Genomic DNA, 14,780 nt, shown 5'->3' with positions numbered 1-14,780 from the left:
ACTCCAGCGGGGTCAACCTCAACGGGGCGAGTCGACCACGGCGGTCTCCGTGGTCCAGGCGCGGGCCTGCCCGCTGAGGGTGATGCCCAGGCCCGGCCGGTCGGACAGGTGCATCCGGCCGTCGCTGATCTCCAGGCGCTCGTCGAACAGGGGGTGCAGCCAGTCGAAGTGCTCGACCCAGGGCTCACGCGGGTAGGCGGCGGCGAGGTGGACGTGGATCTCCATGGCGAAGTGCGGCGCGAGCTGGAGGTGGTGGTGGTCGGCCAGCGCGGCGAGCCGGAGGAACTGGGTGATGCCGCCGACCCGGGGCGCGTCGGGCTGGAGCACGTCGACGGCCCCGGCGCGGATCAGCTCGTAGTGCTCGGCGACGCTGGTCAGCATCTCCCCGGAGGCGACGGCGGTGGTCAGGGCGCGGCTCAGCTCGGCGTGCCCCTGCGTGTCGTGGGCGTCCAGCGGCTCCTCGATCCAGACCAGGTCGAACTCCTCCAGGGCGCGGCCCACCCGCAGGGCGGTGGGGCGGTCCCACTGCTGGTTGGCGTCGACCATCAGCGGCACGCCGTCGCCGAGGTGCGCGCGGACGGCGGCCACGCGGCGGAGGTCCTCAGCCGGGTCGGGCAGGCCCACCTTGATCTTGACGCCGCCGACGCCGGAGGCCAGCGTGCGGGTCGCGTTGTCCTTGACCTGCCCGATCGACTCGTGCAGGAACCCGCCGGAGGTGTCGTAGCAGCGGACCGAGTCGCGGTGCGCGCCGAGCAGCTTGGCCAGCGGCAGACCCGCGCGCTTGGCCTTGAGGTCCCACAGCGCCACGTCGAACGCGGCCAGCGCCTGGGTGGCGGCGCCGCTGCGGCCCACCGAGGCCCCGGCCCACACCAGCTTGGTCCACAGCCTGCCGATGTCGTTGGGGTCCTCGCCGACCAGGTCGGGCGCGACCTCGCGGGCGTGGGCGAACTGCGCGGGCCCGCCGGCGCGCTTGGCGTAGCTGAAGCCGACGCCCTCCAGCCCGGCCTCGGTGCGGATCTCGGCGAACAGGAGCGCGACCTCGGTCATGGGCCGCTGCCTGCCGGTGAACACCTTGGCGTCGCTGATGCCGGTCGGCAGGGGCAGGGTCACCGAGGACAGCGCGACGGACTCGACCCGGTCGTGGGCGACGGCGTGGGGCATCGGGCTCCTCCTCTGCGGAAATCACGTACGTGAATTCCGGCGGCATTCGTCGTATTGACACCCGTCAACCCCGATCGTAACGTCCCAGACCGGTGTGGAAAACGCTTACCAACAGTGCTGCCAACGATTCCGCGCGTCCTGGTTCAGCTCCGTGAACACCGCGACCCGCAGCGCCGCCCCGCGCCCGGGTGCGCCCGATGGGAGAGTCGCCGTGCCGCAACCCGACAAACGCAGGTCGTCCCACCGCCGGGGGTGGCGCGTCGCGCTGACCGCCCTCCTGCCCGGCCTCGTGGTGGTGGCCGGCGCCGCGCCGCTCGCCCGAGCCGCCGACCCGACCACCCTCGTGGTGGCCACGAACGGCAGCGACGACAACCCCGGCACCGTCGACCGGCCGCTGAGGTCCATCCAGAGAGCGGTGGACCTGGCGCAGCCGGGGACCTCGATCCTGCTGCGCGGCGGCACCCACGCCGTGACGACCAACGTCCAGATCCTCAAGAGCGGCGAGCCGGGTCGGCCCATCCGGTTGGCCAACTACCCCGGTGAGCGCGTGGTCGTGGACGGTGAGGGCCTGCCCGCCGGCCACACCCCGGTGGGCGGCAGCATCCCGCGCGCCGAGCGGGGCGTGTTCCACCAGGAGGCGTCGTGGTGGCACGTCTCGGGCCTGGAGATCACCCGCGGCCCGTACGCCTGGTACTGCGCCGGCTGCAACAACAACGTGTTCGAACGCCTGGTCACCCGCGACAACTACGAGAGCGGGTTCCAGCTCCAGGGCGCGTCCAGCGACAACCTGATCCTCAACCTGGACAGCCACGGCAACCGCGACCCGCGCAAGAACGGCGAGAGCGCAGACGGCCTGGCCATCAAGGAGGGCTCCGGCACCGGCAACGTGGTGCGCGGCGCCCGGCTGTGGAACAACGTCGACGACGGTTTCGACGCCTGGCTGTTCACCTCGCCCATCCGCGTCGAGAACAGCGTCGCGTACGGCAACGGCTACAACCGCTGGAACCTGCCGGACTTCTCCGGCGACGGCAACGGCTTCAAGCTGGGCGGCGGCAACCCGGCCCCCGCCGCCGCCCACACCCTGACCAACACGATCGCCTACGGCAACGCCGCGCACGGCTACACCGACAACGGCAACCCGGGCGCCATGACCCTGACCCGCAACACCGCGTGGAAGAACGCCAGGACCGGCTTCACGGTCGACCGCTCCACCTCCCGGCTGACCGGCAACCTGGCGGTGAACAACGCGACGCCCGTGTCGCTGGGGTCCTCCACCGGTTCGGGCAACTCCTGGGACGTCAAGTCGAGCTGGAAGGACGCCGACCTGTCGAGCACCAGCGCCTCCACCCTCACCGGCGCGCGCGACGCGAACGGCGACCTCCGCTCGTCGACCTTCCTGGTGCCGAAGAACCACCCGAACCTCGGGGCGCGGATCTGACCGGTGGCGGGTGCGACCCGGGCTCCCGGGTCGCACCCGCCACCGTCACCGCGCGTAGGAAGCCCGCCGGGCGGTCCGCACCACCGCGTCCGCGTCGGCCGCCGCCGGCAGGCCGGCCGCCACCCGGGCGTCGGCCGTGGCCCGGACGTGCCGCACCAGGCGCCCCTTGTCGCGGAACGGGGCCGCCGCCCACACCTCGTCGAGGAACGTGGTCCCGTCCCGGCTCGGGTTGGCCACCCCGGAATCCCGCCCGCCGAACGCCACGGTCGGCTCCGCCCGGTGGAAGTAGACGTGCGTCGGGTCCTCCGTGCCCTCGGCGAACGGTGCGAACCCCAAGCCCGTCCAGGGTGAGGTGCAGCGGTTCGCCCGGCACCGGCTCGAAGCCCGGCCGCAGGTCGCCGGACAGGCCCGCGCCGCGGTCAGGTACCGCTGCTCGCCGGTCTCCTCGTGCAGCCGCACCAGGCCGGTCAGGATCGGGATGTGCTGGTTGGCGTGCAGGCCCTCCAGCACGTCCACGCCCGCCGCGCAGGCGTCGATGAGCCGGTCGAGGTCGAACAGCCGCGCCGGCGCCAGGTGCTCCGGCTTGCCGGTGCGCGCGTGCAGGTCGCAGACGGCCTCGACGATGCCGCCGAACTCGCCGCTGGAGAAGATGCCCCACATCCGCTGCAACGTGGCCGCCGGCAGTCTCGACAGCACACGCCGCGGTCCAGGGTCACGTCGGCGAGCGCGAACGGCCGCAGGGAGCCGGCGTGCGGGGGAGCGGTGCCCGGGAGGTGCTGCCCGGCGAGGTGGCGTTCGGGGAGGCGGCGCTCGCGTGCCCCGCCGGGCTGAACGGCACCAGGGGCGCCGCCGCGGCCAGGGCGGAGGCGCGGAGGAACGTCCGGCGAGCAACGGGGTGTGACATGGCTACCTCCCTCGTGTTACCGCTAACAACAGCACTGTCGCGCGTTCACCGGAGCGGTTGAGGTGGAGGGACTCACATTCGTAACGGCAGCGGGTTGGCCGTGCCAACAGAGTGGGCTGTTCCTGTTAGCGATAACAGAGGTGCGTTGCGCACGGTCACGGCCCGCTCTGCGGGGTACCGGTCGGGTGATGCGCGGAATGGTTCCCCGCGTCCGGGGAACCTGCCGGTGGGCGACCGGGGACCGGCGCCGGCACGGAACTCGGGCGAAGGTCGGTGACGACGCTGTGGACCTCACCCCGTACGAGCGGCGGCAGCTCAGGAAGATCCGGCGCTGGTTCGAGCACACCGACCCCGGGCTGGTCGCGCTCCTGTCGGGTCGGCCCGCGGCGCGCCGGGCCGTGCGCCGCCGCTGCGCCCGGCTGGTCGTGGACCTGCTCGGCGCGGTCTGCCTGGTCGCCGGCGTGGTGGTCGCCCTCCCGCTGCTGCTGCCCGGCTTCCTGCTGCTCATGGCGGGCGCGTGCCTGCACACGGCGGCCTGCCGGCACGACGAGCTGCTGCGCCGGGTGGCGGGTCACTGACCCTCGCGGCCTCCCGGTGCCCGGCCGGTGACCTGCGGTGATGGTGGATTCACCAGCCCTGGGGGTCGTATGATCGGGCTCGGTCTGGCACCCTGGGGTGTGAACCGAGTCGGTGTTGCGGTCCGCCGCAGGACTGGCACCTATCTCGACCGGTGGCGATTGACGAGGTGAAGGGCCCCGGCACGGGCGCCCGAACAATTGTGCAGAACAGTGGTCGCGTAGTCCGGCAGTCCGTCGTCGGCGACGACACGGGCTGGTCCAACGCGCCTTTCCCGGCCCTGGTGGCGGACGCCGACGGCGCCGTCCGGGGGTTGAACGACGCCGCGAGGCTGTTGTTCCCGCGAGCCGTCGTCGGCGACCGGCTCGACAAGAGCTGCGCCCCCTGGTTGGCGCGCGCCCACCACGAGTTCACCACGCGGGCGAACCGCGGCGGCGAACCGGTGCGGGGCCCGGTCGCCCTGCGGAGCTTCGAGGCGCACCCGATCAGCGGTGACCGCGGCGCGGTGGTGTGGTGGCTGGTCGAGGACACCGACGTGCGCCTCGCCCGCGAGCAGCTGCGGGTGGAGCGGGAGCGCGCGGAGCTGCTGGGGCGGATGTCCTCCGCCCTGTCGACCTCGCTGCACCCGGAGCGCTGCATGGAGGTCACCGCCCGGCTGGCCGCCGACCACCTGGCGGACGCCGCGGTGGTCATCGCGCCCGGCAGGTCGGGCGAGTACCCCGTGACGCACTGCGTGCGCGACGAGACCTCCGCGCACTCGGTGCTGTCCTTCGACCCCTACGACGTCCCGGGCCTGGGCGAGGCGCTCCAGGGCTTCCCCCCGGTGCCCTCGCGCTGGCTCGACCCGTTGACGGCGCCGACCTGGCTGCTGCCGGGCGGCTTCGGCGAGGTGGCCTCGATCGTGGTGACCCCGCTGCCCGGGCACGGCGTGCCCGCCGGGGCCCTGGTGCTGCTGCGCGGCGCGGGCCGGGCGCGGTTCAGCGAGGAGGAAGAGGTGTTCGCGCGGCTGTTCGCGGCCCGCGCGGGCGCGGCGATCTCGGCGGCGCGGATGTTCGCCCAGCAGGGCGCGATCACCGAAGCGCTGGTGGGCGACCTGCTGCCCCCCGTGCTGCGCCAGCTCGACGGGGTCGAGTACGCGGGCCGGTACCGGGCGTCGGTGGACGCCGAGCGGATCGGCGGGGACTTCTACGACGTCCACCCGGCCGCGAACGCGGACACCGAGGAGGGCGAGGCCCTGGCGGTGCTCGGCGACGTGTGCGGCAAGGGCCTGGCCGCGGCGGTGCTCACCGGCAAGGTGCGCACCACCCTGCACGCCCTGCTGCCCCTGGCCGACGACCACCAGCGGGTGCTCGGTCTGCTCAACAACGCCCTGCTGACCTCGCGCAACAGCCGCTTCGTGACCCTGGTGCTGGCCTCCGTCCGGCGGGTCGGCGCGCACGTGCGGCTGCGCCTGACCAGCGGCGGGCACCTGCCGCCGCTGGTGCTGCGGGCCAACGGCGAGGTGCAGGAGGTGGCCACGTCGGGCACCCTGGTGGGGGTGTTGCCCGAGATCACCTCCACCACGGCGGACGTCCTGCTCGCCCCCGGCGAGACGTGCCTGCTCTACACCGACGGGATCACCGAGGCGCTCGGGGGTCCGATGGGTGACGAGATGTTCGGCGAGCAGCGCCTGCGGGACGCGCTGGTGGACTGCGCGGGGATGCCCGCCGACGCCATCGTCGAGCACGTGCACATGCTCGCCTCGCACTGGGTCGGCACCGGCGAGCACGACGACATCGCGGTGCTGGCGATCACCGCGCCCCGGGGCAGGCACCTGACCGCGGTCGACGGGCACGGACCCGGCCGGTACACGGCGTGACCACCACCGACACGGCGGACGACTGCGCGGGACTGCTGTGGTCGGCGGTGCGCGCCGGCGACGAGCACACCGCGACCGACGCCGTCCTGGAGGCGTTCGCCCGTGGCGTGGCCGCCGAGGTGCTGCTGCTGGACGTCATCGCCCCGGTGCAGCGCCGGGTCGGCGCGGAGTGGGCCGCCAACCGGCTCACCGTGGCGGAGGAGCACGCGGCGACCGCGATCAACGAGCGCGTCATCGCGGCCCTGACCCGCGCCCTGCCGCGCCTCGAACCGCACCTCGGGCGGATCGCCGTGGCCTGCGTGGACGGCGAGTGGCACGCCCTGCCCGCCCGGCTGCTGGCCGAGGTGCTCCGGCTGCGCGGCTTCCGCGTCGACTACCTGGGCGCGCAGGTGCCCACGCCGCACCTGATCACCCACCTGCACCGGACGGGCCCGGACGCCGCGGCGCTGTCCGGCTCGCTCGCCACGAGGCTGCCGGTCGCGCACGCCACCATCACCGCCTGCCAGGCCGCCGGCGTGCCCGTGCTGGTCGGCGGCAGCGCCTTCGGCCCCGACGGCCGCTACGCCCGCCTGCTGGGTGCCGACCTCTGGGCGCCCGACGCCCGCACCGCCGCCGACCACCTCGCCGCGGGACCCCTGCCCCTCCCGCGCAACGGCCACCAGCCGATCGACGACCTGCCGCACCTGGGCGACCAGGAGTACACGATGGTGTCGCGCACCAGCAGGCTGCTGGTCAAGGCCCTCTACACCGGCCTGGAGGACCTGCTGCCGGTGATGCGCGACTACACCGAGGCGCAGCGCAGGCACACCGCCGAGGACCTGGCCCACATCGTCGACTTCCTGGCCACCGCGCTCTACACCGACGACCGCGGCATGTTCACCGGGTTCATCACCTGGACCGCGGGCGTCCTGCGGGCGCGGGGCGTGCCCGCCGCGTTCCTGGTGCCCGCGCTGGACCTGCTGGCCGCCGAGCTGCGCGACTTCCCGCGCGCCAGGGGCCTGATCACCGCCGCCCGCACCGACCTGCTCCAGGTCCCCGGTACCGGGGACCACCACGCCCAGTCCCACGACGCCGATCCCGGAACAGCCACATGAACCCACCGCGCGCCCTGACCTGCACCACGACCGCCGTCGACGGCGGCACCGCCCACGTCGCGATCTCCGGGGACATCACCTACGACAGCGGTGACCGGCTGCCCGCCGCGGTGGCCGAGCTGCTCGCCGCGCACCCCGTCCGGCACCTGCACCTCGACCTCACCGACCTCGGGTTCTGCGACTCCTCCGGGTTGGGGGCGCTGCTCACGGTGCTGCGCGCGACCACCGCGGCGGGGGCCGAGCTGCACCTGGACAACCGGCCGCCCTCGCTGGACCGGCTGCTGCGGCGCACCCGCACCTACGACCACCTGACGCGTGCCGCCGGGCGGGAGCGCAAGGAGCGGCTCGACCACTGACGGCGTGGCGCGGGTTCGGCCCGGGTTCCCGCGCCACCCGGTGAGGGTGGTGCGGAACCAGGCGCCGTCCGCGCGGCACGCGCCGCTGCCGGGCGACGGTGGGCAGCCCGGTGTCGGCGGGGCCGGTGCTCAGGTGGTCTCCTGGAGCCGGCGCTCCAGCTCGACCAGCTGCGCCTCGACGCGCGCGGCGAGGTGGGGCCGTTGCTGGGCCCGGTACATGTCGACGGCCTCCTGCCACGCGGCCCGCGCCTCCTCCGGCCTGCCCAGCACCGAGAGGGGGTAGCCCATGCCCTCCAGCGACTCGACCGCGCCGTAGGTGTGCTCCAGGTCGCGGAAGATGCCCAGCGCCTCCTGGTACATCGCCAGCGCCTCCGCGGGCCGGCCGGTGCGGTGCTCGATGTAGGCCAGGCTGTCGAGGGTGGCCGCGATGCCGTTGCGGTCCCCGTGCCGCCGGTGCAGGGCGAGGGCCTGCTCGCAGTACTCCCGCGCCCGGTCGTACGCCTCCAGCTTGGCCGTGTACCAGCCCGCCATGTTCAGCGCGACCGCCTCGCGCGAGTAACCGCCGTCCATGGTGCGCAGGACGTCCAGCGCCTTGAGCGTCTGCTCCAGCGCCCGCTGCCACTCGTCGTCCAGCTCCCACGCCCACGCCAGCGCGATGTGGGTGTGCGCGAGCAGGAAGCTGTCGCCGCTCTCCTCGGCCAGGGCGATGGCCCGGTCCAGGTGCTCCATGGCCTCGTCGTGCCTGGTGAGCTTGGCGTAGGCCCAGCCGAGGTTGCGGTGGACGAGCACCCGCGTGGCGTGGTCGGCCGCGTGGTCGGCGGCGGTCAGGGCCTCCTGCCACAGCCTGAGGTTGTCGTTGAGGTGGCCCCGGCGGACGTGGAACGACGTCAGGACCAGCGCCAGCCGCCACACCGGCGGCCACCAGCCGATCGCGGCGGCGGCGTGCTGCGCGGCCAGCAGGCAGGCGTGCTCGGCCTGGAACCACTCCATCGCGGCCGGGTCGCCGGCCAGCGGCACCGGGTGGCAGCCGGGCACGGGCGGGTCGACCTGGACCGGGGTGCCGTGCGGGTCGAGCAGGCGGTGGCCGGTGTGCGCGGTCTGCACGTAGTGGTCGACCACGCGGCGCAGCGCGGCGTCCCGGTCGGCCTCGGGGAGGTCGCGGCGGGCGGCGTCGGCGGCGTAGCGGCGGACCAGGTCGTGCATCCGGTACCGGCCGCGCACGTCCCGGGCGACCAGCGACGCCTGCTCCAGCTCGCGCAGCACCGCCCGGGTGGCGGCGGTGGACAGGCCGATGAGGTCGGCGGCGGCGTGCAGGCCGGTGTCCGCGCCCGGCGCGATGCCGAGCAGCGCGAACGCGGTCGCCTGCGGTCGGGTCAGCGCTCGGTGCGACCACGACAGGACGGTGGAGATGCCGGCGGCGGGGTCCTCGTCGAGCGCCTGGAGACCGAGGTCGCGCAGCTCGGCGGCGAGAGCGCTCAACGGCACGTCGGAGCGCATGCTCGCGCGGGCCGCGATCACGCTCAGCGCCAGCGGCAGGCCGCCGCACAGCCCGATCAGCTCGTCCACCGCCCGCTGCTCGGCGGCCACCCTGGCGCGGCCCAGGCGGGCGGACAGCAGGGCCCGCGCCTCGGCGTCGGGCAGCACGTCCAGCATGAGGTGCGCCGCGCCGTGCGCGGAGATCAGGCCGCTGAGCTGGTTGCGGCTGGTGACCAGCACCAGGCACGAGTCCGTGCCCGGCAGCAGCGGCACGACCTGGGCGGTGTCGACGGCGTTGTCCAGCACCAGCAGCATCCGCTTGTCGGCGATGAGCGAGCGGAACAGCGCGGCCTGGGCGTGCGGCGCGACCGGCACGCGGCCGGGCTCGACGCCCAGCGCGTCGAGGAACCCGCGCACGGCCACCGCCGGGTTCATCGGCTCCCGGTCCGGGCTGAACCCGCGCAGGTCCACGAACAGCTGACCGTCGGGGAACCGGTCGGCGTAGCGGTGGGCCCAGTGCAGGGCCAACCAGGTCTTGCCCATGCCGCCCGATCCGGCGATCGCCGAGATCACCATGGTCCGGGCGGTGCGGGTGGCGCCCTCCAGCGCCGTGTCCAGCCGCGTCAGCTCGTCGTGCCTGCCGACGAAGGAGGTGGGTGGGGCGGGCAGTTGCCGTGGTGTCACCGCTTTGTCGGCGGTGGGTGGGGTGTGGGTCGGTGGTTGGTGGGTGGGTGGGGTGAGCAGGGACGGGTCGGAGTTGAGGATGCGCTGGTGCAGGTCGCGGAGCTGGGTGCCGGGGTCGGTGCCCAGCTCGGAGACCAGGCGGGTGCGGAACCGCTGGTAGTGCTCCAGCGCGTCGGCGGCCCGGCGGCCGCGGTAGAGGGCGAGCACGTACTGGCCGGCGACCCGCTCGTCCAGCGGGTGCTCCACGGCCAGCCGCGACAGCTCGGCCACCAGTTGCTCGCCCTGGCCCCGGCGGAGCCGGCAGTCGATCAGGTCCAGCTCGGCGCCGAACCGCTCCTGGTGCATCCGGTCGCGCTCGGCGGTGGCCCACGCGCTGTCCACGCCGGTGAGGGCTTCGCCCCGCCACAGGCCCAGGGCCGTGGTCAGCAGCTGTTCCACGCCGGGGTCGTCGCCGGTGGAGGCGGTGGCTCGGGTTCTCAGGTGGTGGAAGCGGTGCAGGTCCACGGCGGTTCGTTCGACCAGGAGGGCGTAGCCGCCGGAGCGGTGGATCAGGGTGGAGGAGGTGGTGGTGCTGGGGCTGTGGGCCAGTGCCTGGCGGAGGCGGGAGATGTAGCTGGACAGGGTTGCCTGCGCCCGCCTGGGCGGGTCGACGCCCCACACCCGTTCCACCAGCCGTTCGGCCGGTACCACCTGGTTCACGTCGACCGCCAGCGCGGCCAGCACGCACCGCTGTTTCGCCGGGCCCAGGTCCACCGCCCGCCCGCCCACCTGGGCCGTCACCTCTCCGAGCAGGCCGATCCCGACCGCCATCCCACCTCCGGTAACCGGGTTGACCAGGGCATTCCAGCATCGCTCAAACGGAACGCAAGATCGATAGCGGATAGTTGCCCATCGAGGCGACCCGTTGACCTGGGGGAGCGGGTCGCCTCCTCAAGCCTCCCACAACCGCCGGTGGTCCTCGCTCGATCGGGGGACCCAGGGGGCGGTTCGCGTCACAGTTGAGTGCGATCGCGCGCACCGGGTAACCCCTTCCCGTGAGTGTCCACGAGGGACACGTGCGGAGGAGGTCTGGCGGTTATGGGCATCGGTGACAAGTTCGACGAGCTGAAGGACAAGGCCAAGGACGCCCTGGGCCAGCACGGCGACAAGGTCGACCAGGGTATCGACAAGGCTGGTCAGGCCGCCGACGAGCGGACCGGTGGGCAGCACTCCGAGCACATCCGGCAGGGCACGGACAAGGCCAAGGAAGGGCTGGACCGGTTCGGGCAGAAGTGACTGCTGCTGTGGGGGCGGTGGTGCACCGGTGATCGGTTCACGGGCGGAGAGATAAGAGCGGCGCTCGCCGCTGGGCAGGCCGCTAGGGGAGAACTGCGTGCTGCTCGTGTTCTCCCGCATGGCCTGCCTGAGGCAACCACTCTTGTCAAGGGGTGTCGCGAAGAGCGTGCGACACCCCTTGACAAGAGTGGTAGGGCTGCGCCCAGGCCATACGGGAGAACGCGAGCGGCTTGGGTGTTGTGGGGTGCTGTGCTAGTCCGACAGTTCGGCCCAGACGACCTTGCCGTTGCCGTTGTGGTCGGTGCCCCAGGCCGAGCTGAGGGCGGCCACGATGATCAGGCCCCGGCCCCGGGCCGAGTCGACCTGGATCGGTCTCTGCTGGGGCGGGGTGGAGGAGGCGTCGGCGACCTCGATGCGCAGTCCGGCGTCCGTCCTGGAGACGGTCAGGCCGATCGGGCCCTCGGCGTGGTCCACGGAGTTGGACACCAGTTCGGTCACCACCAGGGCGGCGTCGTCGGCCACGTCCTCGGAGAGGCCCCACGCCGACGCGGCTTCCGCCACCGCTTCCCGTGCGCGTGCCGACGAGCCCGCTGTGGCGGGCAGCGTCATGGCCACCGGCGCCGCTGGCTCGTTGCGCACATCCGCTCCCGTTGATCGGCTGTCACCGCATCGTCGCACATCCCCCGACCGCGTCACCGACTGGTCGTGCCCAAAGCGGCGTGCCGGGGGTTCGGTGTCGGCGTTCGTGTCCTCGGGTGGCTAGGCTCGGGCCCCATGGAGTTGCGGGTGCGCAGTGAGGTGCGGGGCGGCTGGACTGTCGTCGCGGTGTCGGGCGAACTGGACGCGGACACCGTCCCCGTGCTCTCCGACCTCCTGGAGGAGAGTTCGAGCGACCGGGTCGTGGTCGACCTGAGCGGGGTGCCGTTCATGGACACCACCGGGCTGTCGCTGATGCTGGACTGGCACCGGCGCCTGGAGGGCGTGGGCGGGGAGTTCCGGATGGCCTGCCTCCAGGCGTCGGTGCACAAGTTGTTCCGGTTGACGGAGTTGACCGAGGTCATGCACATCCACGACTCGGTGGACTCGGCGACGGTCGGTCGGTAGCCGGTCAGTCCTGCTCCAGGCCGAGGTAGAAGGCGATCAGCCGCAGCAGGTGGTCGGTGTCCACGGGCTTGGTCACGTAGTCCGTGGCCCCCGAGGCCAGCGACTTCTCCCGGTCGCCCTTCATCGCCTTCGCGGTCACCGCGATCACCGGCAGGTCGGCGTACCGGGACATGGCCCGGATCGCCGCCATGGTCGCGTTGCCGTCCAGCTCCGGCATCATGATGTCCATCAGCACGAGCGCCACGTCGTCGTACTGCTCCAGCGCCCGGACCCCGGTGATCCCGTTGTCCGCGTAGATCACGTTGAGCCCGTGCAGCTCCAGCACGGAGGTCAGCGCGAACACGTTGCGCAGGTCGTCGTCGACGATGAGCACCTTCTCCCCGTGGAACCGCATCGGCGGCGGGGGCAGCTCCTCCGGCGCCACCACGGACTCGGTGGTGGGCTCGGCGGGCGCGAGCAGCTCCGGCAGCTCCTCCGGCTCGACCACGACCGGCGGCACCAGGCCCTGCTCGCCCAGCGGCAGGTACAGGGTGAACGTCGAGCCGACGCCCGGTTCCGAGCGCACGTCCAGCCGCCCGTCGAGCAGGGCCGACAGCTCCCGGCTGATGGACAGGCCCAGGCCCGTGCCGCCGTACTTGCGGCTGGTGGTGCCGTCGGCCTGCTGGAACGCCTCGAAGATGACCGACAGCTTCTCGGCCGGGATGCCGATGCCGGTGTCCTGCACGTCGAACGCCACCGAGCCCTCGATCACCCGGATGCGGAGTCGGATCCCACCGTCGTGGGTGAACTTCACCGCGTTGGACAGCAGGTTGCGCAGGATCTGCTGGACCCGGTGCTCGTCGGTGTGCAGGGTGGGCGTCACGTCCGCGTCGACCACGACCCCGAAGTCCAGGCCCTTCTCCGCCGCCAGCGGCAGGGTCAGCGCCTCGACGTAGGCCACCAGGTCCGACACCCGCACCGAGTCGGTCTGCACCTGCATGTGCCCGGCCTCGACCTTGGTCAGGTCCAGGATGTCGTCGATCAGCTGGAGCAGGTCGGTGCCGGAGGAGTGGATGGTCCTGGCGAACTCGACCTGCTTGGGGTTGAGGTTGCCGTCGAGGTTGTCGGCCAGCAGCTTCGCCAGGATGAGCAGGCTGTTGAGCGGGGTGCGCAGCTCGTGGCTCATGTTCGCCATGAACTCCGACTTGTACTTCGAGGCCGACGACAGCTGCCGCGCCCGCGCCTCCAGCTCCACCGAGCCCGCCCGCAGCTCCTCGGTCAGCCGCTGCGACTCGACCAGCAGGCTGTCGGTCCGGGCGTTGGCGAGCATGGTGTTCACGTTGACGCCGATGTTCTCCTTCAGCTGGTCCAGCAGGTCCAGGTGGACCTCGGTGAACTCGCCGAACGAGCCCAGCTCGATCACGCCCAGCGTCTCGCCCTGGAACACGATCGGCAGGATCACCAGGTTCGAGGGCGGCGCCGCGCCCAGGCCCGAGGTGACCTCCAGGTACCCGGCCGGCACGTCGGTGACGAGCACCGTCTTCTTCTCCACCGCGACCTGGCCGATGAGGCCCTCGGCGCGCTTGAACCGGGTGGGCCGTCCGTCGCGGGGTGACCAGCCGTAGGAGGCGGTCAGCTCCAGCACCTCGGACTCGCCGTCGACCAGGAAGAACGCGCCGTGCTGGGCGGAGACCAGCGGGGTCAGCTCGCTCATCACCAGCGACGCCATCGCCCTGAGGTCCCGGTGGCCCTGCATCTGGCCGGACAGCCGGGCCAGGTTGGTCTTGAGCCAGTCCTGCTCCTGGTTGGCGCGGGTGGACGACTTCAGGTTGCTGATCATCCGGTTGATGTTGTCCTTGAGGTCCGCGACCTCGCCGGAGGCGTCCACGGTGATCTGCCGGGTCAGGTCGCCCGCGGTCACCGCGGTGGCCACCACGGCGATGGCGCGGACCTGGCGGGTGAGGTTGCCGGCGAGTTCGTTGACGTTCTCGGTGAGGCGCTTCCAGGTGCCGGAGACGCCCTCGACCTCGGCCTGGCCGCCGAGCTTGCCCTCGGTGCCCACCTCGCGCGCCACCCGGGTGACCTCCTGGGCGAACGAGGACAGCTGGTCGACCATGGTGTTGATCGTCGTCTTGAGCTCCAGGATCTCGCCCCGGGCGTCCACGTCGATCTTCTTCGACAGGTCGCCGTTGGCGACGGCGGTGGTGACCTGGGCGATGTTGCGGACCTGGTTGGTCAGGTTGTTCGCCATCGAGTTGACGTTGTCCGTCAGGTCCTTCCACGTGCCCGCCACGTTGGGCACCCGCGCCTGACCGCCCAGGATGCCCTCGGTGCCCACCTCGCGGGCCACCCGGGTCACCTCGTCGGCGAAGGCGCGCAGCGTGTCCACCATGCCGTTGATCACGCCGGCGAGCGCGGCGACCTCGCCCTTGGCGTCGACGGTGATCTTCTGCGACAGGTCGCCCCGGGCCACCGCGGTGGCGACCTCCGCGATCGACCTCACCTGCGTGGAGAGGTTGTCGGCCATGACGTTGACGTTGTCGGTCAGGCCCTTCCAGGTGCCCGCGACGCCCGGCACCCGCGCCTGGCCGCCCAGTCGTCCGTCGGTGCCGACCTCGCGGGCCACGCGGGTGACCTCGTCGGCGAAGGCCGAGAGCTGGTCGACCATGGTGTTGATGGTCGACTTCAGCTCCAGGATCTCGCCGCGCGCGTCGACGGTGATCTTCTGGGTCAGGTCGCCGAGCGCCACGGCGGTGGTCACCTGGGCGATCGACCGCACCTGGGCGGTGAGGTTGTTCGCCATGAAGTTGACGGAGTCGGTGAGGTCGCGCCAGGTGCCGGCGACGCCGGGTACCTGGGCCTGGCCGCCGAGTCG

Annotated in this window: 12 protein-coding genes; 7 read left to right on the top strand and 5 right to left on the bottom strand. The window is 72.7% G+C overall.

Features of this window, described 5'->3' with window-relative positions:
* Nucleotides 1–18: 18 nt before the first annotated feature.
* Nucleotides 19–1,161, bottom strand: a complete 1,143-nt coding sequence (locus Q5530_RS36415; RefSeq protein ID WP_415367455.1) for an L-talarate/galactarate dehydratase — start codon at nucleotides 1,159–1,161, stop codon at nucleotides 19–21.
* A 211-nt stretch (nucleotides 1,162–1,372) separates the two neighbouring features.
* Between Q5530_RS36415 and Q5530_RS36410 the strand changes: the two genes are divergently transcribed.
* Entirely contained in the window at nucleotides 1,373–2,599 is a 1,227-nt protein-coding gene (locus Q5530_RS36410) for a right-handed parallel beta-helix repeat-containing protein (RefSeq protein WP_415367453.1), read from the top strand.
* 45 nt (nucleotides 2,600–2,644) lie between these two features.
* Here the strand turns inward: Q5530_RS36410 and Q5530_RS36405 are convergent, their stop codons facing one another.
* On the bottom strand, nucleotides 2,645–3,295 hold the full coding sequence (locus Q5530_RS36405) for a beta-L-arabinofuranosidase domain-containing protein (RefSeq protein ID WP_415367452.1): 651 nt from the start codon (nucleotides 3,293–3,295) through the stop codon (nucleotides 2,645–2,647).
* A 492-nt stretch (nucleotides 3,296–3,787) separates the two neighbouring features.
* Between Q5530_RS36405 and Q5530_RS36400 the strand changes: the two genes are divergently transcribed.
* The 4 genes from Q5530_RS36400 (at nucleotide 3,788) to Q5530_RS36385 (ending at nucleotide 7,387) form a co-directional block, all read left to right on the top strand.
* Nucleotides 3,788–4,081, top strand: coding sequence for a DUF3040 domain-containing protein (locus tag Q5530_RS36400; RefSeq protein WP_415367451.1), 294 nt, complete (start codon nucleotides 3,788–3,790; stop codon nucleotides 4,079–4,081).
* A 152-nt stretch (nucleotides 4,082–4,233) separates the two neighbouring features.
* Nucleotides 4,234–5,937 (top strand): SpoIIE family protein phosphatase, encoded by a 1,704-nt coding sequence (locus Q5530_RS36395; protein ID WP_415367450.1) that lies wholly within the window; start codon nucleotides 4,234–4,236, stop codon nucleotides 5,935–5,937.
* On the top strand, nucleotides 5,934–7,031 hold the full coding sequence (locus Q5530_RS36390; protein ID WP_415367449.1) for a B12-binding domain-containing protein: 1,098 nt from the start codon (nucleotides 5,934–5,936) through the stop codon (nucleotides 7,029–7,031). Before Q5530_RS36395 ends, Q5530_RS36390 begins: the two co-directional genes overlap by 4 nt.
* Nucleotides 7,028–7,387, top strand: a complete 360-nt coding sequence (locus tag Q5530_RS36385) for an STAS domain-containing protein (RefSeq protein ID WP_415367447.1) — start codon at nucleotides 7,028–7,030, stop codon at nucleotides 7,385–7,387. The genes Q5530_RS36390 and Q5530_RS36385 overlap by 4 nt, the downstream gene beginning before the upstream one ends.
* Nucleotides 7,388–7,516: 129 nt before the next feature.
* Here Q5530_RS36385 and Q5530_RS36380 read toward each other — a convergent pair whose 3' ends face one another.
* On the bottom strand, nucleotides 7,517–10,357 hold the full coding sequence (locus Q5530_RS36380) for an AfsR/SARP family transcriptional regulator (RefSeq protein WP_415367446.1): 2,841 nt from the start codon (nucleotides 10,355–10,357) through the stop codon (nucleotides 7,517–7,519).
* A 267-nt stretch (nucleotides 10,358–10,624) separates the two neighbouring features.
* Between Q5530_RS36380 and Q5530_RS36375 the strand changes: the two genes are divergently transcribed.
* The gene (locus Q5530_RS36375) at nucleotides 10,625–10,822 is read left to right on the top strand and encodes an antitoxin (RefSeq protein WP_380642768.1); all 198 of its coding nucleotides are present in this window, start codon (nucleotides 10,625–10,627) and stop codon (nucleotides 10,820–10,822) included.
* A gap of 252 nt (nucleotides 10,823–11,074) precedes the next feature.
* Here Q5530_RS36375 and Q5530_RS36370 read toward each other — a convergent pair whose 3' ends face one another.
* Nucleotides 11,075–11,461: an ATP-binding protein gene (locus Q5530_RS36370; protein WP_415367445.1), complete on the bottom strand. Its 387-nt coding sequence runs from the start codon at nucleotides 11,459–11,461 to the stop codon at nucleotides 11,075–11,077.
* Between the two features lie 147 nt (nucleotides 11,462–11,608).
* Here Q5530_RS36370 and Q5530_RS36365 point away from each other — a divergent pair, with 147 nt between their 5' ends.
* A complete protein-coding gene (locus Q5530_RS36365; RefSeq protein ID WP_415367444.1) occupies nucleotides 11,609–11,926 on the top strand; it encodes an STAS domain-containing protein in 318 nt (105 codons plus the stop codon).
* Between the two features lie 4 nt (nucleotides 11,927–11,930).
* Here the strand turns inward: Q5530_RS36365 and Q5530_RS36360 are convergent.
* Nucleotides 11,931–14,780, bottom strand: a 2,850-nt coding sequence (locus Q5530_RS36360; RefSeq protein WP_415367442.1) for a HAMP domain-containing protein, incomplete at its 5' end; no start/stop codon positions are given.

Origin of the sequence: Saccharothrix sp. BKS2, assembly GCF_047689505.1 — a bacterium.
In the GTDB taxonomy this organism is placed as follows: Bacteria; Actinomycetota; Actinomycetes; order Mycobacteriales; family Pseudonocardiaceae; genus Actinosynnema; species Actinosynnema lopnurensis.
Note: the sequence above shows the minus strand (reverse complement) of the source record. Positions and strands in the feature narration are given on the sequence as shown.

Coding starts and splice junctions, on each gene's coding strand:
- Q5530_RS36415 (WP_415367455.1), bottom strand. CDS start 1,161: ATGCCCCACGCCGTCGCCCACGACCGGGTCGAGTCCGTCGCGCTGTCC.
- Q5530_RS36385 (WP_415367447.1), top strand. CDS start 7,028: ATGAACCCACCGCGCGCCCTGACCTGCACCACGACCGCCGTCGACGGC.
- Q5530_RS36380 (WP_415367446.1), bottom strand. CDS start 10,357: ATGGCGGTCGGGATCGGCCTGCTCGGAGAGGTGACGGCCCAGGTGGGC.
- Q5530_RS36375 (WP_380642768.1), top strand. CDS start 10,625: ATGGGCATCGGTGACAAGTTCGACGAGCTGAAGGACAAGGCCAAGGAC.